This window comes from Streptomyces sp. NPDC039430, from assembly GCF_055639435.1.
Genome location: NZ_JBVKAK010000001.1, coordinates 53,457 through 76,079, shown reverse-complemented (window position 1 = coordinate 76,079; position 22,623 = coordinate 53,457). Strand labels below are relative to the sequence as shown.

Below are 22,623 nucleotides of genomic sequence, written 5' to 3'. Positions count from 1 at the left end.
CGAGAGTTTCGCCGGATCTCGGCCCTCCGTGCGGGGGCTCAGGACGCGTTCACCATGAAGAGTGAAGATCGACAGTCCGGTGATCCACCTTGGAATCAAAGGAAAAGTGCCCCGGGTGGGACTCGAACCCACACTGAATGCTGTTTGAGAGCATTGCCTGCTGCCGATTGGGCTACCGGGGCTCACGGAATCAAAGGTTTTGCCAGACCCGCTGCACGACCACAATACCGTAGCTCGGTAGGCTCGTGGGGAGCAGCACCCTGTCTGGAACGAGGAGCCCCCGTGACCGCCCCCGAGTCGCCCCAGCCCGTCGACGATGACGACAAGTCGCATGTTCCGCCGCTGACGACGCGTGTCGTCATCGCCGAGGACGAGGCCCTGATCCGTCTCGATCTCAAGGAGATGCTTGAGGAAGAGGGATATTCGGTCGTCGGCGAGGCCGGTGACGGCGAGCGAGCCGTGGAGCTCGCGCGCGAGCATCGGCCGGATCTGGTGATCCTGGATGTGAAGATGCCCGTCCTGGACGGAATCTCCGCGGCCGAGCGGATCGCGGAGGAGTCCATCGCGCCGGTGCTGATGCTGACCGCGTTCTCGCAGCGCGATCTGGTGGAGCGGGCGCGGGACGCGGGGGCGATGGCGTATCTCGTGAAGCCGTTCAGCAAGAGCGATGTGGTGCCGGCCATCGAGATGGCGGTGTCGCGGTTCACGGAGCTGAAGACGCTGGAGCAGGAGGTCGCGGACCTCACGCTGCGGCTGGAGACGCGGAAGCTGGTGGACCGGGCGAAGTCGGTGCTGCAGACGCAGTACGGGCTGACGGAACCGGCGGCGTTCCGGTGGATCCAGAAGACGTCGATGGACCGCCGGATGTCGATGCAGCAGGTCGCGGAGGCGGTCATCGAGGACGCGGCGGAGAAGAAGGCGGCCAAGGGCGGCCAGTAGGCCGCGTAGCCGGGCCCCCGCGGCTCGTACGGTACGTACATCAGGACGTCAGGAAGCCCGCCCCGAGCGAATCGGGGCGGGCTTCCCGCTCGTGTACGTCCGGTGCCCGGGGTCAGTCCTCGCCCAGGTAGGCCTTGCGTACGGACTCGTCGTGCAGCAGGTCCTGTCCGGTGCCGGAGAGGACGATCTTGCCGATCTCCATGACATGGCCCTGGTCGGCGAGGGAGAGCGCCGCCTGGGCGTTCTGTTCGACGAGCAGGATCGTCGTGCCCTGCTGGCGCAGCTCGACGATGGTCTCCATGATCTTCTGCATCATGATCGGGGAGAGCCCCATGGAGGGCTCGTCGAGCATGAGCAGCTTGGGCTGGGACATCAGGGCGCGTCCCATGGCGAGCATCTGCTGTTCGCCGCCGGAGAGGGTGCCCGCGGCCTGCTTCCGTCGTTCGCCCAGGATGGGGAAGAGGTCGTAGGCGCGCTGGATGTCCTTCTCGATACCGGCTTTGTCGGTCCTGAGGAACGCTCCGAGCTGGAGGTTCTCCGTGATGGTGAGCCGGGGGAAGATGTGCCGGCCTTCGGGGGAGTGGGCGAGGCCCAGCGCGACGATCTTGTGCGCGGGGATTCCCGAGAGGGGCTTCCCGTCGAAGGTGATGCGCCCGCCGGACGGCTTGAGGAGCCCGGAGAGGGTGCGCAGGGTGGTGGTCTTGCCCGCACCGTTGGTGCCGATGAGGGTGACGACCTGGCCGGCCTCGACGCTGAAGGAGATCCCCTTGACCGCCTCGATCTTGCCGTAGGCGACTTTGAGGTCCTCGACCTCCAGGAGTGCGGTCACTTCGCGTCCCCTTCCGAACCGGTGGTGCTGGTGTCGCGGTGCGCGTCCGCTTCGGCCGCCTCGACCGCGGCGACCTCCTCGGCGCCGGGGGCGCCTTCGAAGGGGGTGCCGAGGTAGGCGGCGATGACGCGTTCGTCGCCCTGGACGACTTCCGCGGTGCCTTCGACGAGCTTCTCGCCCTGGACGAGACAGGCGACGCGGTCGCAGAGGTTGAAGATGAAGCGCATGTCGTGCTCGATGACGAGTACGGCGATGCCCTGGTCGCGGATGGCGAAGACGAGGTCTTCGGTGACGCGGGTTTCCTGCGGGTTCATTCCGGCGGTGGGCTCGTCGAGGAGCAGCAGGCCGGGGTCGCTGGCGAGGGCGCGCGCGATTTCGAGCTTGCGCTGTTCGCCGTAGGGGAGGTTGCGGGCGAGGTGGTCGGCCTTGTGCTGGAGGCCGATGAATTCGAGGAGCTCCATCGCGCGCTCGTGTGAGGCGGCTTCGGCCTTCTTGAAGCCGGGGCCGCGCAGGAGTGCGGACCAGAGGCCTTCCTTGGTCCTGGTGTGGCGTCCGACGAGGACGTTCTCCAGGACGGTCATGTTGGAGAAGAGCCTGATGTTCTGGAAGGTGCGCGCGATGCCCGCCTGGGTGACCAGGTGGGGTTTGGGCGGCAGGACGGTGCCCTTGTAGCTGACCTTGCCCTCGGTGGGTACGTAGAGCCCGGTCAGGCAGTTGAAGAAGGTGGTCTTGCCGGCGCCGTTGGGGCCGATGAGACCGACGATCTCGCCGCTGCTGACCTGGAGGTCGACGGAGCGTACGGCGGTGAGACCGCCGAAGCGCATGGTGACGCCGCTGGCGTCGAGCACGGTGGTCCGGGTGCTCGTGGTCGTGGTGGTCATGTCGTTCACGCCCCCGCCTTGGCGGTGCTGACGCCCGCGCCGGGTTTGTCGTCGGGTACGTCGAGCTGGTCGGTCTCGTGGAATTCGAGCTGTGCGCGCCGGTTGGCGATGAGCCCTTCGGGGCGGAAGCGCATGAGAAGGATCAGCGCGATTCCGAAGCCGAGGAGCTGGTAGTCCTGGAGGAACTGGAGCTTCGCCGGGATGAGGTAGAGCAGCGAGGCGCCGATGAGGGGACCGCTGATGGTGCCCATACCGCCGAGGATGACGGCGGCGAGCAGGAAGGCGGAGTTGGGCGGCACGGGTCCGGCGAAGACGTACATCTCGGGGACCACGGTGTGCTGGACGTGCGCCTGTACGGTGCCGGCGAGGCCGGCGAGGGTGGCGCCGAGGGCGAAGGCGATGAGTTTGACGCGGAAGCCGTTGATGCCCATGGCGGTGGCGGCGGTCTCGTCCTCGCGGATGGCGACCCAGGCGCGGCCGATGCGGGAGTTGCCCGCCCGGCTGAAGACGATCACCACGAGGACCATGGCGAGCAGCATCAGCAGGTAGTAGTTGGCGTAGGAGCCGAGTTCGATGCCGAGAACGGTGTGGGATTCGCCGAAGTTGTACCCGAAGAAGTTGAGGTCGGGGATGTTCGGGACACCGTTGGGGCCGTTGGTGATGCGCGGGCCGGAGACTCCGTCGAGGTTGCCGACGGCGATACGGAAGATCTCTCCGAAGCCGAGGGTGACGATGGCGAGGTAGTCGCCGCGCAGTCGCAGGGTGGGCGCGCCGATGACGACGCCGAAGACCAGCGAGACGACGGCGCCGGTGAGGACGGCGGCCCAGAAGGGGAAGTGCACGTCGAAGACGGACGCGGTGGTTCCGGAGACGAGGGCGGCGGTGTACGCGCCGACGCCGAGGAACGCGACGTATCCGAGGTCGAGCAGGCCCGCGAGGCCGACGACGATGTTCAGTCCGAGGGCGACGGTCGCGAAGATGAGGATGTTGACCGCGATCAGGGTGAACTGGTCGGTGCTCTGGGTGAAGGGGAAGGCCGCGGCGGCGACGAACGCGGCCGAGACGGCGATGAGCCGGTACTTGGTGGTGAGCCCGTTGAGGCGGGCGATGAGACCGGCCTTGAAGAGCGCGGTGGCGGCGAATCCGACGGTGAGGAGGTAGCCGGTGAAGAGTTCGGCGTACTCGGTGTCGATGCCGTAGGTGAAGACGAAGAGCCCGATGGCGAACGCGGCGACGATGATCAGGATCTCTGCCCAGGAGGGGAGTTCCCTGGGCCGCGTGGCCTTGCGGGTGTCGTCGGGCAGCAGGAAGGCCGCGACGGCGGGGATGACGGTGACGACCGCCGCGACGAACCCGCCGGGTTCGAGGTTGACGACTCCGCCGAGTTCGACCGCGATCGCGATGACCGTGAACCAGGTGGTGGCCAGGCCGCCGAGTGCGAGCAGCTGGAGGGCCTTGGTGGAGCCGGCGGGGGTGAGCCAGCGCAGGCCCTTGACGCCGAGTGCGGAGAGCGCGAAGAGCGCGGTGAGCAGTCCGGCGGTGAGGGTGAGGACCTGGAGACCGCCCGGGTAGCCGTAGACGGTGAGGTCGCCGGGGAACTCGGTGGTGTAGGTCCAGGAGAGGAAGGTGCTGGCCACGGTGGCGATGCCGCCGGCGAGGGCGAGCACGCGCAGCCGCGTGGTGCGGGAGGAGGCTGTGTCGGTCATAGTTCTCACGCCCGATCCGCGACGCGCTCACCGAGCAGGCCCTGTGGCCTGACGAGAAGCACGACGATGAGAAGTACGAACGCCCAGACGTTGGCCCAGGCGCCGCCGCCGAGCTGCTGCATGCCGGGGATTTCCTCGATGTAGGCGATCGACATGGCCTCGGCGAGGCCGAGGACGATGCCGCCGACCATCGCTCCGTAGATGTTGCCGATGCCTCCGAGGACGGCGGCGGTGAACGCCTTGAGTCCGAGGAGGAAGCCCATCTCGAAGTTGATCTGGCCCTTGTCGAGTCCGTAGGCGACCGCGGCGACCGCGGCGAAGGCGGCGCCGATGGCGAAGGCCATCACGATGATGCGGTCGGTGTTGATGCCCATGAGCTTGGCGGTGTCCCGGTCCTGGGACGTGGCCTGCATGGCGCGTCCGCTGCGGCTCTTGGAGACGAACAGGCCGAGGGCGAGCATGCACAGGGGGGCGAGGACGAAGATGAACGCGTCGGCCCGCTGGATGTAGAGGTTGTCTGTCAGCTGGAAGGACTCACCCTTGAACTCGGGGAAGCTGACGGCCTTCTTGGCGTCGGGGTAGAAGGCCCAGATGAGCTGCTGCAGTGTGATGGACAGGCCGATCGCGGTGATCAGCGGCGCGAGCCTGGGTGCTCCGCGCAGGGGGCGGTAGGCGAAGCGTTCGGCGGCGGTGGCCACGGCCACCGCGGCTATGGCGCCGCCTACGATCATGAGCGGGATCGCCACCAGCAGGGAGGTTCCGCCGGGGAGCAAGGTGTAGGTGGTGAGGGCACCGAAGCCCCCGATCATGAAGATCTCGCCATGGGCGAAGTTGATGAGCTGGACGATGCCGTAGACCATGGTGTACCCGATGGCGATCAAGCCGTAAAGGGCACCGAGGGCAAGGCCGTTGGCCAGCTGTTGCGGCAGTTCGTTCACCGCAGGGCCTCCGATGAGCGTGTCGGATATGACACCGCGCGAGGGCGCTGTTGCGCCCTCGCGCGGTCCGGTCGTGGTGTGGGGCTGTGTCCGGGTGGGTCAGTCCTCGAACGTGGCGCTCTTGACGTCCTTCCAGGTGCCGCCTTCGACCTTGTACACGGTGAGCTGCTTGTTGGTCGTGTCGCCGTACTCGTCGAAGGAGACCTTGCCGGTCACTCCGTCGAAGCTGACCTTGCTGGTGGCCTCGACGACCTTTTCGCGGGCGTCGTCGGGGAGCTTGCCGTCGTTGGCGGCGACGACGGCCTTGACGGCCTGGATGATCGTCCAGCCGGCGTCGTACGAGTAGCCGCCGTAGGCCGCGTACGGGTCCTTGTAGTTCTCGGCCGCGTAGTCGGCGATGAACTTCTTGGCGGTGTCGAGCTTCTCCACGGGGTAGCCGATGGAGGTGGCGAAGTCACCGTCGTTGGACTCACCGGAGGCCGAGATGAAGTTCGGGTCGTAGATGCCGTCGCCACCCATGGTGGGGACCTTGGCGCCCGTCTTCTTGATCTGGTCGGAGAGCAGTCCGCCCTCGGGGTACTGGCCGCCGAAGTAGACGGAGTCGGCGCCCGCGGCCTTGACCTTGTCGGCGGTGGAGGAGAAGTCGGTCTCCTTGACCGTGACGTGGTCGGTGCCGACGACGGTGCCGCCGAGGCGCTTGAACTCTTCGGAGAAGATCGCGGCGAGGCCGGCGCCGTAGGTCTGCTTGTCGTCGACGACGAAGACCTTCCGCTTCTTGGCGTCGTTGTAGTAGTACTGCGCGGCGAATTTGCCCTGGACGACGTCCGTGGCGGCCGTGCGGAAGTACGACGCGAAGGGGCGCTTGAGGTCGCCCTTGGCCCAGTTGTCGCCCTGGCTCAGCGCCGGGTTGGTGTTGGCGGGGGAGACCTGGACGAGCTTGGCCGTGTTGAACACGCCCTGCATCGACTGCGCGACGCCGGAGTTGAGCGGGCCGACGACGCCGAGGACGTCCTTGTTGCCGACGAGCTTGGTGGCGTTCGCCTGGCCGGAGGCCGGGACGGCCTGGTCGTCGAGGGCCTCGATCTTGAACTCGACGCCCGGGACCTCGTTGGTCTTGTTCGCGGTCTTGGCAGCGAGGTCGACGGAGTTCTTGATGCCCTGGCCGAGCGCGGAGAGCGATCCGGTGAGCGGCGCGTCGACACCGATGACGACGGTTATCTTGTCGCTATCCCCGGTGCTCTTGCCTTCGTCGCGAGAACCACAAGCGGTGAGTGTCAGTGCTCCCGTGGTGATCACGGTGGTGAGGATGAGCAAGGAACGGTGTCGCACGATGAATCCTTTCCCTGGCGCGGCCTCCTCTGCTGAGGTGCCGTTCGCGTTTCGCCGGGCCGCTCTGGCGGGTAGGTGGAGCGAGCCGAGTGTGTGTCCGGCGGCGCGGTGACTGGCCGTGACTCTAAGCGCAGGTAAGGGGGTCGTGGAGTGGTGCGCGAAGGATGTGACTGTCTTGTTATGCCGGGGCCAACGCTTGGCGGTCACAGTCTGGGCGAATAGGGCGTTTCCTGGCCTTCTCGAAATGACCACATGGTGAGAACGTGCAGTTCCGCTAAGGTACTTGGGCCCATTTTGGTGCTGACTGCCCAATCGGGCACGAGTGGACGGGAAAGCGGGCGGCGGGGGTGCGCGTGCGGGCAGTGGAAGCGCCCTCGTTCACCCGGTTGTTACACAGCGTGATGTCGGACGGGGGTTCCGGGGGCGGTGTCCCGTCGCTGCCCCGCCGTTGTCCAGTCCGGTTCGCGCCAGTTTTCCGAACTGCCGGTGGCGCCGTTCGCGGCGGCGCACCGTTCCGCGGTCCTGCGGTCGATCAGAGCCTCCGCCGCCGCGCGGCCGTGCTCCGCCCGCTCGGCGCGCGCCGCGGCCACGACCTCTTCGTGGATGGCGTACTGCTCGTTGGACAGCCCCTTCTGTTCCCAGTCGAGCCCTGCCCACTCGGAGCCCTTGAGGGCTTCCTTCGCCCAGTACGAGACGAGCGCGGTGCAGAGCTCGGCGGGGGTGGTGCGGTGTGCCTCGGGGGTGGCGCCCGGATCGGGCGCGGCGGACCCGCCACCGCCGCAACCGGTCAGCGCGCCGCCGAGGAGGGCGGTGCAGAGCGCGAGCGCGCATCGGGCGGCCGGGCGGAACCCGCGCTGTCCGGCCGTCGTCATGGGCGAAGGGTAGGTGGTGCTCCGGGCACCCACAAGGGCGCGTACGGGCATCCCGTACGCGCCCTTGTGGGTGCTCATGGTCTCGGTGAAGGGGCGGGTGGGTGGAGCGCCGCGGCCGCCACGTCGGCGCGGCGACTCCATGGACTACATGGACGCGGTGTCCGTGCCGGTGCCGGTGTCGGTTCCGGTGTCGGTTCCGGCGTCGCGCAGCAGGCAGGTCAGCCGGGCGCTGCAGACCCGCATGTCCCGCTCGTCGGTGATGGCGATCTCGTAGGTCGCGGTGGAGCGGCCGCGGTGGACGGGGGTGGCGACGCCCGTGACCAGTCCGCTCCGTACGCCCCGGTGGTGGGTGCAGTTGAGGTCCACGCCCACGGCGACCTTGCCCGCGCCGCCGTGCAGCATGGCGCCGACCGAGCCGAGGGTCTCGGCGAGTACGGCGGAGGCGCCGCCGTGCAGCAGCCCGTACGGCTGGGTATTGCCCTCCACCGGCATGGTGCCGACGACGCGTTCCGCGGAGGCCTCGACGATCCGTACCTCCATGCGCGTGCCGAGATGACCCGCGGAGAAGAGCGCGGGCAGGTCGACGCCGAGCACGGCGTATTCGTCGATGATCTCCTGCGGGAACTTCGTGGAGGGCTGCTCACCCATGGGCCCGGCTCCGATCGGCTGCGGTGGTGGCGTACGGGACTGCGTGGCGTACGTACGTGCGTGGTCCACGCGCGTACGTGCTCGGTGCACCGTCTTGCATATCAGACGACTGAGCAAACGCTTAGCCCCGCCCGTTCATTCCGCCGCCCGGAGCGCGGGACCGCCCGGAGCGCGGGACCGCCCGGAGCGCACGACTGGTCACAGCGCATGACCACACGACTGGTCACAGCGCATGACTATTCGAAGCGCACGACGACGGACTTGCTCGTCGGGGTGTTGCTCGTGTCGGCCGTGGCGTCGAGCGGCACCAGCACATTGGTCTCCGGGTAGTAGGCGGCCGCGCAGCCCCGGGCGGTCGGGTAGTACACCACCCGGAAGCCCGGGGCCCGGCGCTCCACACCGTCCTTCCACTCACTGACGATGTCGGTGAACGCGCCGTCGACGAGGCCGAGTTCGCGCGCGTCGTCGGGGTTGACCATGACGATGCGGCGGCCGCCCTTGATGCCGCGGTAGCGGTCGTCCAGCCCGTAGATGGTGGTGTTGTACTGGTCGTGCGAGCGCATCGTCTGCAGCAGCAGCCGGCCCTCGGGCAGCCTGGGGTACTCCACGGGCGCGGCAGTGAAGTTGGCCTTGCCCGTGGCGGTGGGGAAGCGGCGCTCGTCGCGCGGCGCGTGCGGCAGTTCGAAGCCGCCGGGACGGGCGACCCGCGCGTTGAAGTCCTCGAAGCCGGGGATGACGCGCGCGATCCGGTCGCGGATGTTCGCGTAGTCCTTCTCGAAGTCCTCCCAGGGCGTCACCGAGGAGGGGCCGAGGACGGCACGCGCCATGTTGGTGATGATGGCGGGCTCGGAGAGCAGATGGGGGCTTGCGGGCGGCAGGTTGCCCCGCGAGGCGTGCACCATGCCCATGGAGTCCTCGACGGTGACGATCTGCTTGACGCCGGCCTGGATGTCCTTGTCGGTGCGGCCGAGGGTGGGCAGGATCAGCGCGCGTACACCGGTGACGACATGCGAGCGGTTGAGCTTGGTGGACACGTGCACCGTCAGCCGGGTGTTGCGCATCGCGGCCTCGGTGACCTCGGTGTCGGGCGTCGCTCCGACGAAGTTGCCGCCCATGGCGAAGAAGACCTTGGCGTCTCCGTCGCGCATCGCCTCGATCGAGCGCACCACGTCGTAGCCGTGGTGGCGGGGCGAGGTGATGGAGAACTCCCGGTCCAGGGCGTCGAGGAAGGCCGGACTGGGCCGCTCGAAGATGCCCATCGTGCGGTCGCCCTGCACATTGGAGTGTCCGCGCACCGGGCAGACGCCGGCGCCGGGACGGCCGATGTTGCCCCGCAGCAGCAGGAAGTTGACGACCTCGCGGATGGTCGGCACGGAGTGCTTGTGCTGGGTCAGGCCCATCGCCCAGCAGACGATGGTCCGCTTCGAGGCGAGGGCCATCTCGGCGGCTTTCTCTATCTCGGCGCGCTGGAGGCCCGTGGCGACGAGGGTCTCGTCCCAGTCGGCGGCGAGCGCGGCGGCCCTGAACTCCTCGTACCCGTGGGTGTGTTCCTCGATGAACGCGTCGTCGACGGCGCCCGGGGTCTCCAGGACGAGTCTGTTGAGCAGCCGGAACAGCGCCTGGTCGCCGCCGATGCGGATCTGCAGGAAGAGATCGGTGAGGGCGGCGCCCCTGACCATGCCGAGCGGGGTCTGCGGGTTCTTGAACCGCTCCAGACCGGCCTCGGGCAGCGGGTTCACCGAGATGATCTTCGCGCCCGCGGCCTTGGCCTTTTCCAGCGCGGAGAGCATACGGGGGTGGTTCGTGCCCGGGTTCTGGCCGGCGACGATGATCAGGTCGGCCTTGTGCATGTCTTCGAGGGAGACGCTGCCCTTGCCGATGCCGATGGTCTCCGAGAGGGCGGAGCCGGAGGACTCGTGGCACATGTTCGAGCAGTCCGGCAGGTTGTTCGTGCCGAACTCGCGCGCGAAGAGCTGGAGGAGGAACGCGGCCTCGTTGCTGGTGCGCCCCGAGGTGTAGAAGCAGGCCTCGTCGGGTGATCCGAGGGCGTTGAGCTCCTCGGCGATGATCGCGAAGGCCCGCTCCCAGCTGATGGGTTCGTACTGGTCGGCGCCCTCGGGCAGATACATCGGGTGGGTGATCCGGCCCTGCTGGCCGAGCCAGTAGCCGCTTCGCTCGAAGAGGTCGGAGACCGGGTGCTCGGCGAAGAACTCCGGCGTGACCCTGCGTACGGTCGCCTCTTCCGCGACGGCCTTGGCGCCGTTCTCGCAGAACTCCGCGGTGTGCCGGTGGTCGCCCTCGGGCCAGGCGCAGCCGGGACAGTCGAAACCGTTCTTCTGGTTGACCTTCAGCAGCGTCCGCGCGGTCCGGCGGGTGCCCATCTGCTGGTGCGAGATGAGCAGGGAATGCGCGACCGCGGGGATTCCCGCAGCGGCGTGCTTGGGGGCCTTTACCTGCGGCGAATCCTGTACCGGATCACCTGCCGGCGGCTTGCTGGCCATCACGCTCTCCTTGAGCTCAGTGAGGCTGAATCCGATTGTCTACAGTAGACAATCCTCTCACGGGTCTGTGGCCACGATACGTCCGGCCCATGTCGGGCTCGTCACGCGTGGAGAACGGATGGGGAGGGGGCGAGGCGGGTATCGCGGCCGGGCCGGGACGGGTGCGCGGCCCGGCGGGACGGGTGCGCGGCGGCCGGGACGGGACAGGTGCGCGGCCGGGGCGGCGTGGGTACGCGGCCGGGGCGGGGCGTCCGGGCGGCCGGGATTGTCAGTGCGACGTGGCAGGATCGGGTGCGTGGCTGAGACAGCATCGAAGAAGACCGCAGACAACCGTCCACGCCTGCTCCTCATGGACGGGCACTCCCTGGCGTACCGGGCGTTCTTCGCGCTGCCCGCGGAGAATTTCACGACCGCGACCGGCCAGCCGACGAACGCCATCTACGGCTTCGCGTCGATGCTGGCGAACACGCTGCGTGACGAGTCGCCCACGCATTTCGCCGTCGCTTTCGACGTGTCCCGCAAGACCTGGCGCTCCGAGGAGTTCCCGGAGTACAAGGCCAACCGCTCCAAGACGCCCGACGAGTTCAAGGGGCAGGTCGAGCTGATCGGCGAGCTGCTGGACGCGATGCACGCGGACCGGTTCGCGATCGAGGGGTTCGAGGCGGACGACGTCATCGCGACGCTCGCCCGCCAGGCCGAGGCGGCGGGCTTCGAGGTGCTGATCGTCACCGGCGACCGGGACTCGTTCCAGCTGATCAGCGAGCACACGACGGTGCTGTACCCCACCAAGGGCGTCTCCGAGCTGACCCGCTTCACCCCGGAGAAGGTCCAGGAGAAGTACGGACTGACGCCGTCGCAGTACCCGGACTTCGCGGCCCTGCGCGGCGACCCGTCCGACAACCTCCCCGGAATCCCCGGCGTCGGCGAGAAGACCGCCGCGAAGTGGATCAACCAGTTCGGCTCGTTCGACGAACTGGTCGCGCGCGCCGACGAGGTGAAGGGCAAGGCCGGGCAGAACTTCCGGGACCATCTGGAGTCGGTCAAGCTCAACCGCAGGCTCACGGAGCTGTCGTGCGATGTCGAGCTGCCCAAGACCCCGCAGGAGCTGGAGCGCGCTCCGTACGACCGCACGGCCCTGATCGGGGTGCTGGAGGTCCTGGAGATCCGTAACCCCAGCCTGCGCGAGCGGCTGCTCGCGGTGGATCCCGGCGCCGCCGAGGACGAGGCCCCGGCGCCGGCCGCCGGGGTGGAGCTGGACGGCTCGGTGCTGGCCTCCGGCGAGCTGGCGCCCTGGCTCGCGGAGCACGGCGCGCAGCCGCTCGGGGTCGCCACGGCCGACACCTGGTCGCTCGGCACGGGCAGCGTCAGTGAGGTCGCGCTCGCCGCGGCCGGCGGCGCCGCGGCCTGGTTCGACCCGACGCAGCTGGACGAGGCGGACGAGCGGGCCTTCGCGGCCTGGCTCGCCGACGAGGCCCGGCCCAAGGTCATGCACAACGCGAAGGGCGCGATGCGCGTCGCCCCCGAGCACGGCTGGGGGGTCGGCGGCGTCAGGATGGACACCGCCCTGGCCGCCTATCTGGTCAAGCCGGGCCGCCGCTCCTTCGCGCTGGACGCCCTCGCCATCGAATACCTGGGCCGGGAGCTGGCCCCGGCCACCGCCGACGGACAGCTGGCCTTCGGGGCCGACGAACAGGCCGAGGCCGAGGCGCTGATGGCACAGGCCCGCGCCGTCCTCGACCTGGGCGACGCCTTCACCGAGCGGCTGGGCGAGGTCGGTGCCACCGGACTGCTCCTGGACGTGGAGCTGCCCACCTCCGAGCTGCTCGCCCGGCTGGAGCGGCACGGCATCGCCGCCGACCGCGCCCATCTGGAAGCCATGGAGCAGCAGTTCGCGGGCGCCGTGCAGCAGGCCGTGAAGGAGGCGCACGCCGCCGTCGGCCATGAGTTCAACCTCGGCTCGCCCAAGCAGCTCCAGGAAGTCCTCTTCGGCGAGCTGGGTCTGCCCAAGACGAAGAAGACCAAGACCGGTTATACGACGGACGCCGACGCGCTCGCCTGGCTGGCCGCCCAGACCGAGCACGAACTGCCGGTCATCATGCTGCGCCACCGCGAGCAGGCGAAGCTGCGGGTCACGGTCGAGGGGCTGATCAAGTCGATCGCGGCCGACGGCCGGATCCACACGACCTTCAACCAGACGGTGGCGGCGACCGGCCGGCTCTCCTCCACCGACCCCAATCTGCAGAACATCCCGGTCCGCACCGACGAGGGCCGGGCGATCCGCCGCGGCTTCGTCGTCGGTGAGGGCTATGAGTCGCTGATGACGGCCGACTACAGCCAGATCGAACTGCGCGTGATGGCGCACCTCTCCGAGGACGCCGGGCTGATCGAGGCGTTCACCTCGGGCGAGGACCTGCACACGACGGTCGCCTCCCAGGTGTTCGGGGTGAAGAAGTCCGCCGTCGACCCCGAGATGCGCCGCAAGATCAAGGCGATGTCGTACGGACTGGCCTACGGACTCTCGGCGTTCGGGCTCTCGCAGCAGCTGAACATCGAGGCGGCCGAGGCGCGCGCCCTGATGGACACGTTCTTCGAGCGCTTCGGGGGCGTGCGGGACTATCTGCAGCGCGCCGTCGTGGAGGCCAGGGCCACCGGCTATACGGAGACGATGCTCGGCCGCCGCCGCTACCTCCCGGACCTCAACAGCGACAACAGGCAGCGCAGGGAGATGGCCGAGCGGATGGCGCTCAACGCCCCCATCCAGGGCACCGCGGCCGACATCGTCAAGGTCGCCATGCTCAACGTCGACCGCGCGATGGCCGAGGCGGGTCTCACGTCCCGGATGCTGCTCCAGGTCCATGACGAAATCGTCCTGGAGATCGCGCCCGGCGAGCGCGAGCCGGTGGAGGAGCTGCTGCGCCGCGAGATGTCGACGGCCGTCGAACTGCGCGCGCCGCTGGATGTGTCGGTGGGTGTGGGCAGGGACTGGGAGTCGGCGGCCCACTGAGCGGCGGCGCACTGAGCGGCGGCGCACTGCGCGGTGGCGCTCCGGGCTGGAGGGCCGGCCGGGCTCGCGAGGTCCGAAGGAAGCTGACGGAAGATGTCCGAGGTGCCTCTGAGGGGAGGCACTTCGGACAACTGGCCGACTCACAGGTGGCGAACTGGTGAAAAGCGGTCACTGACCGGTGTGCTGGGGCGAGGAGTTGACATAGGGTCGCCTGAGTCCTCGCGCGGGGAGCGCGAACAGTCGTCCACCGGGAGGGGCCAGACATATGTCCGCGCTATTCGGCAGGCGCTTGCGCAGAGGAGCGACCACCACCGCGGTGGCCGCCGCCGCGATCGCGGCCCTCTCCGCTTCCCAGGCACCGGGCGCCATCCCGTCCGGCGCGGGCGGCGCCCAGGCGGCCGCCGACGCGAACCCGCCCGCCGAATCGTCGGCCACCGGTAACTCCCCGTACTACACCGAGCTTCCGCCGCTCACCACGCCCGACAAGCCCGGCGCCTCGGTCGACCTGCCGGCCATCGGCACCGGCCCGGCGGAAGCGGGCATACCGGCCTCGGTGCTGGCCGCGTACAAGCAGGCGGAGCAGGCGCTCGCCGAGACCAAGCCCGGCTGCAACCTGCCGTGGCAGCTGCTCGCCGCCATCGGGAAGGTCGAGTCCGGCCAGGCGCGCGGCGGCCGGGTGGACGCCAACGGCACCACGCTGTCGCCGATCCTCGGCCCGGTGCTCAACGGCATCGGCTTCGCGAACATCTCCGACACCGACGGCGGCGCGTACGACGGCGACTCCACGCACGACCGCGCGGTCGGCCCGATGCAGTTCATCCCCTCCACCTGGGCGACCTGGGGCCAGGACGCCAACGGCGACGGCCGCAAGGACCCCAACAACATCTACGACGCGGCGCTCGCGGCGGGGGAGTACCTCTGCCACGCGGACCGCGATCTGTCCGTCGACGCCGATCTCCGTCAGGCGATCCTCAGTTACAACCGCTCGCAGGAGTATCTGGACACCGTCCTGACCTGGTTCGAGTACTACAACAAGGGCACACACGAGGTCCCGGACGGCACGGGCGTGCTGCCCGCCGGCACCGGCCCCGTCGACCCGGGCCCCTCACCGAGCCCGACGCCGACGCCGACCCCGCCCCCGTCGTCGAAGCCCGGCCCCAAGCCCTCGAAGCCGGGCGACCCCAGCACCGAGCCGTCCCCTCCAGGGTCCGGCGGCCCGGAGGAGCCGTCCACCCCGGGCGGCGGAGGCTCGACACCTCCCTCCACGGGCGAACCCGGCACCCCCGCCCCGAAGCCCGTCGTCAAGCGGATCGAGAAGACCGGTACGGGCACGCACACGGCCATGGCGGGCAGCGAGTTCACCGAGCGGGCTTCGGTACGCGCCGTGGACGCGGCGGGCAAGCCCGTCGAGGACGTCACGGTGCGCTTCGAGATCGTCGGCGACACCGATGCCCGCTTCACCTCCGGCACGTCCGTGCTGACCCGCACCACGGGCGAGGACGGCACGGCGACCGCCCCGGCCGTCCAGGCGGGCGAGCAGACCGGCGAGTTCACGATCCGGGCCAGTGTGGACGTGAAGAATGTCGCGGGCGTCGAGTACACCGCGTCGGTCACGGCCCGCCAGGCGGACGGACTCACCGGGACCGGCGACAAGGAGCTGACGGCCGAGTCCGGCACGGAGTTCGCGGACCAGGTCTCGGTCAAGGCCACCTACAAGGGAGCGGTCGCGCCGGGTGTCGCGGCGACCGCCACCATGATCACGTCCGCGGACGGCTCCGCCCCGCGCACCGACGGGCCCTACTTCAAGGACGCGGACGGCAATCCGCTCCGTGAGCTGAAGGACCTGGAGACCGACGCCAACGGCGTTCTCCAGCTCCCGAAGATCTACGCGGACGACACGGCAGGCACGTTCCTGCTCCGTATCGAGACCGAGGGCGGCGCGACGCTGACCGTCGAACTGAAGGTCACCGCTCCGCCGTCGGCGTAACCCCGTCGGCCCTGCTGAACCAGAGGCCCTGAACGCCGCCGCCCTCCGCGTGCTCCGCCGGAGGGCGGCGGCGTGTCGGCGCGTCCGCGCTCAGCGCCTCTGGTTCAGACGCCGCGTGGGCACCGCCGTCGAGGGGTCCTCCGGCCACGGATGGCGCGGGTAGCGGCCCCTCAGCTCCGCCCGCACCGCGCGATAGCCCTCGCGCCAGAAAGACGCCAGGTCCGCCGTCACCGCCGCCGGCCTGCCCGCCGGGGACAGCAGATGCACCAGCACCGGCACCCCCGCGACCTTCGGGGTCTCGCGCAGACCGAACAACTCCTGGAGCTTCACGGCCAGTACGGGCTGCGGCCCGCCGTACTCCACCCGGACCCGTGACCCGCTCGGCACCTCGACGCGCTCCGGCGCCAGCTCGTCCAGCCGTGCCGCCTCGCCCGTCGTCCAGGGCAGCAGCCTGCGCAGTGCCTGTCCCGCGTCCAGCCGTCCGAGGTCCGACCGGCGCCGGGCCCTGGAGAGTTCCGGTTCCAGCCACTCGTCCGCGCGTGCCAGCAGAGCCACGTCCGAGACATCGGGCCAGCCGCCGCCCACCTCCCGGTGCAGGAAGTCCAGCCGGTCGCGCAGCCCCTGCGCGTCGCGTGTCCAGCGCAGCAGCCCGAGCCCCTCGCGGCGCAGCCCGTCCAGCAGCGCCGCGCGCACCAGCCGGCCGTCCGGCGCCCGCAGGGCACGTACGGACAGCTCGACCGCGCCGAGCCGCTCCACCTCCCGGGCGACGACATCGCCGTCCTCCCAGCGCACCTCCTCGCCCGCCACCAGCAGCCGGCCGGCCGCGGCCCGCGCGGTGTCCTCGTCGATCACCGCGGCGAGCCGTACCCGCGCGGAGGCGGCCGTGGCGGGACGGTCCGCGACCGCCACCGCCAGCCAGGGCGCACCGCGCAGCCGGGAGCCCTCGCCCAGCTCACCGCCCGTGCCCGACACCATGAGACAGGCGCCCTCACCGCGGGCCCGCGCCACGCGCTCGGGAAAGGCGAGCGCGGCGATCAGCCCGGCGACGGCGTCATCGGACCCGGACCCGGACATGGACCCGGACCCGGACCGGGGGCTGGAACCGGAAGTTTCCCCGGCACCGGACACGGCACCGGACACGGCACCGGACACGGCACCGGACACGGCACCGGACACGGCACCGGACACGGCACCGGACACGGCACCGGCACCGGCACTCACGGAACCCCGGCTTCCGGTGGACGAGCTCAGCTCCGGAGCCCGCTCCAGCCGCCGTACCTCCTGGCGCCAGCGCGCCGCGTAGCCGTCCTCGCCCCGGCGGGCCGTACGCCACGCCGCCGCGAGATCGTCCCCGTACGCCCTCGGCGGCTCCTCGCTCAGCAGGGCCACCACCTCGGCCGCCCGCCGCGTACCCACCTCGGGCCCGCCGTCCAGCAGGGCGCGGGCCAGCCGGGGGTGCAGCCCGAGCCTGGCCATCCGTACGCCCCGCTCGGTGACCCGCCCGCCCCCGCCCCCGTCCGTGTCCCCTTCTCCTTGCCCCGCTTCCACCGCTTCCACGGCGCCGATCGCGGCCAGCACGGACCGCGCCGCCGCCAGCGCCCCGGCCGGCGGCGGGTCCAGGAGCGCGAGGCCCGCCGCGGACGGGTCGCCCCAGCACGCGGCCTGGAGCGCGAACGCCGCCAGATCCGCGACCTTGATCTCGGGGGAGGGGAAGCGGGCCAGCCGGCTGTCCTCGGCCTCCGTCCAGCAGCGGTAGACCACGCCGGGCGCCTCCCGCCCGGCCCGTCCCGCCCGCTGCCGCGCGCCCGCCTGCGACACCCGTACGGTCGTGAGCGCGCTCAGCCCGCGCGCGTGGTCGGTACGAGGCTCGCGCGCCAGCCCCGCGTCCACGACGATCCGTACGCCCGGCACCGTCAGGCTCGACTCGGCCACCGCCGTGGCCAGGACGACGCGACGGCCGCCCGCCGATCCCGCCGGTCCTGGCGATCCCGCGGAGCCCGCCGAGCCCGCCAGGACCGCGTCCTGCACGGCCGCCGGCGCCCGGCCGTGCACCTGGAGGACCTCGGCCCCGGCAGCGTCCCCCAGCAGCCCCGCCACCCGGCCGATCTCCCCCACGCCCGGCAGGAAGCAGAGCACGTCGCCGTCCCGCTCCGCCAGCGCCCGCCGCACCACCGACGCCACATGCGCGAGCAGCGCCGGATCGACCCGCATCCCGTGCGGCGGCCGTACGGGCTTGACCGGCGGCGCCCAGACCACCTCCACCGGGTACGACACGCCCCGCGCCTCCACCACAGGCGCGTCCCCCAGCAGCCGCGCCCACCCGGCCGCGTCGGTCGTCGCCGACGCCGCGACGAGCCGCAGCCCGGGCCGTAGCGCGGCCCTTACGTCCAGCAGGAACGCCGCCACCGTGTCCGCGTCCAGATGCCGTTCGTGGCACTCGTCGAGGATCACCACATCGACCCCGGCCAGTTCCTGGTCGCGCTGGAGCCGCTGGAGCAGCACACCGGTGGTCACCACCTCCACCACCGTCGCGCGCCCCACCACGCGCTCCCCGCGCACCGTGAAACCGACGCGCTCCCCGACCCGCTCCCCGAGCAGCCAGGCCATCCGGCGCGCCGCCGCACGCGCGGCGATCCGGCGCGGCTCGGCGACGATCACCCGCCGTACCGGCCGTGCCACGGAGCCGTCCCCGAGCAGCCCTGCCAGCACCAGCGGCACCAGCGTCGTCTTGCCCGTCCCCGGCGGCGCGCACAACACCGCGCACCCGTGCGCGTCGAGGGCCCGTTCCAGGGCGGGGACGGCGGTGTGTACGGGCAGACTGCCGAGGATGTCGTCGCGGATCACCCGCACAGTGTCGTACGGGGCCGTACGCGCGGACGACCCCGTACGGCCTCCGCCCCGTCCCCGCGCGGACCAGCCCGGTACGCGGGCCGGTCCCGTACGCCGATCAGTCCCGTACGCGGATCAGTCCCGTACGCACACGAAGATCGCCGTGCCCGGGATCAGGCTCCCCCGCAGCGGGGACCAGCCGCCCCACTCCTGGGTGTTCCAGGCCGGCCACTCCGGCTCGACCAGATCGACCAGCCGGAATCCGGCGGCGACCACGTCCCGCACCCGGTCACCGACCGTCCTGTGGTGCTCCACGTAGACCGCGCGGCCCTCCTCGTCCTGCTCCACGTACGGCGTGCGGTCGAAGTACGAGGCCGCGACCGACAGACCCTCGGGCCCCGGCTCGTCGGGGAACGCCCAGCGGACCGGGTGCGTGACGGAGAAGACCCAGCGGCCGCCCGGCCGCAGCACCCGCCGCACCTCGCGGAACACGCCCACCGGATCCGCGACGAAGGGAATCGCGCCATAGGCGGAGCAGGCCAGGTCGAACGAGCCGTCCCGGAAGGGCAGCGTGCCCGCGTCCGCCTCCACCAGCGGGAAGCTCAGCGCGCGGCCCTCGCCGATCCGCAGCGCGTGCTGGAGCTGACGGTGGGAGAGATCCAGCGCCACCGGGCGCGCGCCCCGCGCCGCCAGCCAGCGCGAGCACTGCGCCGCGCCCGCGCCGATCTCCAGAATGTCCAGCCCGCGCAGGGACTCCTGAGGTCCCAGCAGGCCGGCCTCCACCTCGTCGAGCCCCTCGGGGCACCAGACGAAACGGTCGTCGCCGAGGAAGGTGCCGTGCTCGATCTGGTAGTCGTCCGCGTTCCGGTCCCACCAGCCGCGATTGGCCCGGCTGCTCTCCGTGGCACCGCTGTCGCGGCGTGTCGCCTCGGGTTCCGTTCCCGTGGGCTCCGTTCCGGTCTCGCCGCCGGGACTCTCCCCCGACTCGCCGGGCGGGGCTTCGGGAACGGTCTCGCAGGCGGTTTCGCGAACGGTTTCGGGTTCGTGCTCTTGGATCATCGTGTCCGTCGTCGTAGTGTGCGAGGAGTCGTCATGGGCCGTTCTGGCCTCATGGAACGCTGATTGTGCCGGGTATGGGATGTTCCGCCCCCGGTGGGGGCGTTCGCGCATTGACCGTGCCCGGCTGCCCCCGTATGCTAAAGGTTGCGCTGCGGGCCTGCGCGCCTCAGACGTAGCAGCCGCGCTCGCATCTGTATGCAAGTTCCCTCGGTTGTCGAGGCGCTTTCCCTCTTGTCCGGGGCCGGCGCTTCCTTGGCTGTCCGGCTTCTGCAGAGGCGATACAGGCTCTCGGCGTAGCAGTACCTACGACTCACTGTCCGCACCGGAGCCCTTTCCCACATGACGAGCAGCACCGAGACCACCGCCACCACCCCGCAGGTTGCGGTCAACGACATCGGTAACGAGGAAGCCTTCCTCGCCGCGATCGACGAGACGATCAAGTACTTCAACGACGGCGACATCGTCGACGGCGTCATCGTGAAGGTCGACCGGGACGAGGTCCTGCTCGACATCGGTTACAAGACCGAAGGCGTCATCCCCTCTCGCGAGCTTTCGATCAAGCACGACGTCGACCCCAATGAGGTCGTTGCCGTGGGCGATGAGATCGAGGCCCTGGTTCTCCAGAAGGAGGACAAGGAAGGCCGTCTCATCCTGTCCAAGAAGCGTGCGCAGTACGAGCGCGCCTGGGGCACGATCGAGAAGATCAAGGAAGAGGACGGCATCGTCACCGGCACCGTCATCGAGGTCGTCAAGGGTGGTCTCATCCTCGACATCGGCCTCCGTGGCTTCCTGCCTGCCTCCCTCGTCGAGATGCGCCGCGTCCGTGACCTCCAGCCCTACGTGGGCAAGGAGCTCGAAGCCAAGATCATCGAGCTGGACAAGAACCGCAACAACGTGGTCCTGTCCCGCCGTGCCTGGCTGGAGCAGACCCAGAGCGAGGTCCGCCAGACCTTCCTCACGACCCTGCAGAAGGGCCAGGTCCGCTCCGGCGTCGTTTCCTCGATCGTCAACTTCGGTGCGTTCGTGGACCTCGGCGGCGTCGACGGTCTCGTGCACGTCTCCGAGCTGTCCTGGAAGCACATCGACCACCCCTCCGAGGTTGTCGAGGTCGGCCAGGAAGTCACCGTCGAGGTTCTCGACGTGGACATGGACCGCGAGCGTGTCTCCCTGTCGCTCAAGGCGACGCAGGAAGACCCGTGGCAGCAGTTCGCCAGGACGCACCAGATCGGTCAGGTCGTCCCGGGCAAGGTCACCAAGCTCGTTCCGTTCGGCGCGTTCGTCCGTGTCGACGAGGGCATCGAGGGTCTGGTGCACATCTCCGAGCTGGCCGAGCGCCACGTGGAGATCCCGGAGCAGGTCGTCCAGGTCAACGACGAGATCTTCGTCAAGGTCATCGACATCGACCTGGAGCGCCGCCGCATCAGCCTCTCGCTGAAGCAGGCCAACGAGTCCTTCGGCAGCGACCCGGCCTCGGTCGAGTTCGACCCGACGCTCTACGGCATGGCCGCGTCCTACGACGACCAGGGCAACTACATCTACCCCGAGGGCTTCGACCCCGAGACCAACGACTGGCTCGAAGGCTTCGAGACCCAGCGCGAGGCGTGGGAGGGCCAGTACGCCGAGGCGCAGCAGCGCTTCGAGCAGCACCAGGCCCAGGTCATCAAGTCCCGCGAGGCCGACGAGGCCGCCGCTGCCGAGGGTGCTGCCGCGCCCGCCGGCGGGGGCAGCGCTCCGGCCGCCTCCGGTGGTGGCTCGTACTCCTCGGAGTCCGCGGACAACTCCGGCGCCCTGGCGTCGGACGAGGCGCTCGCCGCCCTCCGCGAGAAGCTGGCCGGTGGCCAGAGCTGACGCTCCGGTCTCCTGTTCGTAGGTAGCTGAACGTAAGGCCCGTTCCCCCTCGGGGGAGCGGGCCTTACGCGTGCGTGAATTGAGGCGGAGCCCCGGAGCCCGGGGCGGTGGGATCGGTGGGATCAGGGGGTGACGGTGATGTTCGTCAGGCCCTTGCCGCCGGTCACGGTGTTGCTGCCGTAGACGGTGGTGCGGCAGCTCGAACTGTTGTTGGTGACGTTGACGGCGAGCTGGTTGGCGCCCGTGGAGCCGCGCAGATCCGAGGTGTTGGAGCGGAAGACCGTGCCGCAGCCCCAGCCGCTCTGCTGGGTGTGGGTCTCGTAGCCGTTGTTGGTGGTGTTCTTGCCGGTGTTGCCCTCGACGAGGACGTTGTTGCCCTTGACGTCCACCCAGGAGTCGTCGTAGTTGGCGCCGGTGAGGCCGCCGCCGTCGAAGGTGTTGCCGATGATGCGCGCGCCGGTGGTGCCTTCCTTGATGTCGATGTTCTCGCCGCCGACATCCGGGCCGATGGTGTTGTTGAGGATCTGCGCGTTGTCGCTGCGGTCGGACAGCGTGTTGGCGCTGCCGACGTACACGCCCTCACCCATGCCGCGGCCGTCGTTGCCGGTGTCGTAGATCCGTGAGTTCCGCAGGACGCCGTCGCTGCTGGACTGCCGGAAGTGCACGCCCTCCATGTCCAGGTTGTGCACCGTCACGGAGTCGATGACGACCCCGTTGGCCCCGTCCGCCACGATGCCCTTCTGGGCGTCGGTGATGGTGAGGCCCTTGACGGTCCAGTACGCGGCCCCGTTGAGGTGCAGGCCGTAACCCCCGCCACCCGTGGTGAGGATCGCGGCGGACGAACCGGTGAGGGTGATGCGGGAGCCGGCCGTGCCGGGCGTCGTCGCCTTGAAGTTCCCCTTGTACGTGCCATTGGCGAGCTGGATCGTATCGCCGGGACGCGCCGCGGTGAGGGCCGACTTGAGCTGGGCGGCGGTCGAGACCTGGATGACCGCGGCGGCTCCGGCGGGCGCGGACGCGGTGGGTGCGGACGCGGTGGCGGCGGCCGTGGTGGAGGCGGCTCCCGCGGTCGGGGCGACGAGCAGGGACAGCGCGCCGGTGGCGAGCAGAGGGGCCAGCAGAGCAGGAAGCAGCGTGCGGATGCGCATGGGGGGCCTTCCCGTTGAGGTCCGTGAATCGTTCTCTTATGTGGACGATGGTCGTGTTCGTGAACGCGACCATTGCCCCGTGACGGTAGGGACGCGTCCTGGGCA

The 22,623-nt window shown here is 70.1% G+C and carries 15 protein-coding genes and 1 tRNA gene; 4 read left to right on the top strand and 12 right to left on the bottom strand.

What is annotated here, in order from left to right; all coding sequences use genetic code 11:
* Nucleotides 1-107 precede the first annotated feature (107 nt).
* A tRNA-Leu gene (locus ACZ7LS_RS00290) sits at nt 108-182 on the bottom strand.
* A 100-nt stretch (nt 183-282) separates the two neighbouring features.
* Here ACZ7LS_RS00290 and ACZ7LS_RS00285 point away from each other — a divergent pair.
* Nucleotides 283-939, top strand: a complete 657-nt coding sequence (locus ACZ7LS_RS00285; protein WP_365907036.1) for an ANTAR domain-containing response regulator — start codon at nt 283-285, stop codon at nt 937-939.
* A gap of 112 nt (nt 940-1,051) precedes the next feature.
* On the opposite strand, the gene ACZ7LS_RS00280 is transcribed toward ACZ7LS_RS00285, so the two are convergent.
* The 8 genes from ACZ7LS_RS00280 to ACZ7LS_RS00245 form a co-directional block, all read right to left on the bottom strand.
* The gene (locus ACZ7LS_RS00280; RefSeq protein WP_129769507.1) at nt 1,052-1,768 is read right to left on the bottom strand and encodes an ABC transporter ATP-binding protein; all 717 of its coding nucleotides are present in this window, start codon (nt 1,766-1,768) and stop codon (nt 1,052-1,054) included.
* The gene (locus tag ACZ7LS_RS00275) at nt 1,765-2,649 is read right to left on the bottom strand and encodes an ABC transporter ATP-binding protein (RefSeq protein ID WP_382525554.1); all 885 of its coding nucleotides are present in this window, start codon (nt 2,647-2,649) and stop codon (nt 1,765-1,767) included. Before ACZ7LS_RS00275 ends, ACZ7LS_RS00280 begins: the two co-directional genes overlap by 4 nt.
* Nucleotides 2,650-2,654: 5 nt before the next feature.
* Complete coding sequence (locus ACZ7LS_RS00270; RefSeq protein WP_382525393.1) at nt 2,655-4,355, bottom strand: branched-chain amino acid ABC transporter permease; 1,701 nt, start codon at nt 4,353-4,355, stop codon at nt 2,655-2,657.
* Between the two features lie 5 nt (nt 4,356-4,360).
* Nucleotides 4,361-5,293: a branched-chain amino acid ABC transporter permease gene (locus tag ACZ7LS_RS00265; protein WP_129769511.1), complete on the bottom strand. Its 933-nt coding sequence runs from the start codon at nt 5,291-5,293 to the stop codon at nt 4,361-4,363.
* A gap of 99 nt (nt 5,294-5,392) precedes the next feature.
* Entirely contained in the window at nt 5,393-6,622 is a 1,230-nt protein-coding gene (locus tag ACZ7LS_RS00260) for a branched-chain amino acid ABC transporter substrate-binding protein (RefSeq protein ID WP_382525390.1), read from the bottom strand.
* A gap of 389 nt (nt 6,623-7,011) precedes the next feature.
* Nucleotides 7,012-7,494: a hypothetical protein gene (locus ACZ7LS_RS00255; protein ID WP_382663761.1), complete on the bottom strand. Its 483-nt coding sequence runs from the start codon at nt 7,492-7,494 to the stop codon at nt 7,012-7,014.
* A gap of 144 nt (nt 7,495-7,638) precedes the next feature.
* A complete protein-coding gene (locus ACZ7LS_RS00250) occupies nt 7,639-8,142 on the bottom strand; it encodes a PaaI family thioesterase (RefSeq protein ID WP_385132252.1) in 504 nt (167 codons plus the stop codon).
* A gap of 236 nt (nt 8,143-8,378) precedes the next feature.
* Nucleotides 8,379-10,643 (bottom strand): FdhF/YdeP family oxidoreductase, encoded by a 2,265-nt coding sequence (locus ACZ7LS_RS00245; RefSeq protein WP_382967900.1) that lies wholly within the window; start codon nt 10,641-10,643, stop codon nt 8,379-8,381.
* 295 nt (nt 10,644-10,938) lie between these two features.
* On the opposite strand from ACZ7LS_RS00245, the gene polA reads away from it, so the two are divergent.
* Nucleotides 10,939-13,647 (top strand): DNA polymerase I, encoded by a 2,709-nt coding sequence (gene polA, locus ACZ7LS_RS00240; RefSeq protein ID WP_382525382.1) that lies wholly within the window; start codon nt 10,939-10,941, stop codon nt 13,645-13,647.
* 265 nt (nt 13,648-13,912) lie between these two features.
* Entirely contained in the window at nt 13,913-15,634 is a 1,722-nt protein-coding gene (locus ACZ7LS_RS00235) for a lytic transglycosylase domain-containing protein (RefSeq protein WP_385132248.1), read from the top strand.
* 90 nt (nt 15,635-15,724) lie between these two features.
* Here ACZ7LS_RS00235 and ACZ7LS_RS00230 read toward each other — a convergent pair whose 3' ends face one another.
* Together ACZ7LS_RS00230 and ACZ7LS_RS00225 are read right to left on the bottom strand one after the other, a co-directional pair.
* On the bottom strand, nt 15,725-18,478 hold the full coding sequence (locus ACZ7LS_RS00230) for an ATP-dependent RNA helicase (protein ID WP_385132245.1): 2,754 nt from the start codon (nt 18,476-18,478) through the stop codon (nt 15,725-15,727).
* A 120-nt stretch (nt 18,479-18,598) separates the two neighbouring features.
* The gene (locus ACZ7LS_RS00225) at nt 18,599-19,522 is read right to left on the bottom strand and encodes a class I SAM-dependent methyltransferase (RefSeq protein WP_382876406.1); all 924 of its coding nucleotides are present in this window, start codon (nt 19,520-19,522) and stop codon (nt 18,599-18,601) included.
* A gap of 339 nt (nt 19,523-19,861) precedes the next feature.
* On the opposite strand from ACZ7LS_RS00225, the gene rpsA reads away from it, so the two are divergent.
* Nucleotides 19,862-21,370 carry a 30S ribosomal protein S1 gene (gene rpsA / locus ACZ7LS_RS00220; protein ID WP_030353622.1) on the top strand — a complete coding sequence of 503 codons (1,509 nt, stop codon included), beginning with the start codon at nt 19,862-19,864 and terminating at the stop codon, nt 21,368-21,370.
* Nucleotides 21,371-21,492: 122 nt separating this feature from the next.
* Here rpsA and ACZ7LS_RS00215 read toward each other — a convergent pair whose 3' ends face one another.
* Complete coding sequence (locus tag ACZ7LS_RS00215; protein ID WP_382663740.1) at nt 21,493-22,518, bottom strand: right-handed parallel beta-helix repeat-containing protein; 1,026 nt, start codon at nt 22,516-22,518, stop codon at nt 21,493-21,495.
* Nucleotides 22,519-22,623 lie beyond the last annotated feature (105 nt).

Bases quoted from the DNA above. Each gene is read 5' to 3' on its own strand.
- ACZ7LS_RS00275 (WP_382525554.1), bottom strand. From the start codon at position 2,649: ATGACCACCACGACCACGAGCACCCGGACCACCGTGCTCGACGCCAGC.
- ACZ7LS_RS00270 (WP_382525393.1), bottom strand. From the start codon at position 4,355: ATGACCGACACAGCCTCCTCCCGCACCACGCGGCTGCGCGTGCTCGCC.
- ACZ7LS_RS00255 (WP_382663761.1), bottom strand. From the start codon at position 7,494: ATGACGACGGCCGGACAGCGCGGGTTCCGCCCGGCCGCCCGATGCGCG.
- ACZ7LS_RS00250 (WP_385132252.1), bottom strand. From the start codon at position 8,142: ATGGGTGAGCAGCCCTCCACGAAGTTCCCGCAGGAGATCATCGACGAA.
- ACZ7LS_RS00245 (WP_382967900.1), bottom strand. From the start codon at position 10,643: ATGGCCAGCAAGCCGCCGGCAGGTGATCCGGTACAGGATTCGCCGCAG.
- ACZ7LS_RS00235 (WP_385132248.1), top strand. From the start codon at position 13,913: ATGTCCGCGCTATTCGGCAGGCGCTTGCGCAGAGGAGCGACCACCACC.
- ACZ7LS_RS00225 (WP_382876406.1), bottom strand. From the start codon at position 19,522: ATGATCCAAGAGCACGAACCCGAAACCGTTCGCGAAACCGCCTGCGAG.
- rpsA (WP_030353622.1), top strand. From the start codon at position 19,862: ATGACGAGCAGCACCGAGACCACCGCCACCACCCCGCAGGTTGCGGTC.
- ACZ7LS_RS00215 (WP_382663740.1), bottom strand. From the start codon at position 22,518: ATGCGCATCCGCACGCTGCTTCCTGCTCTGCTGGCCCCTCTGCTCGCC.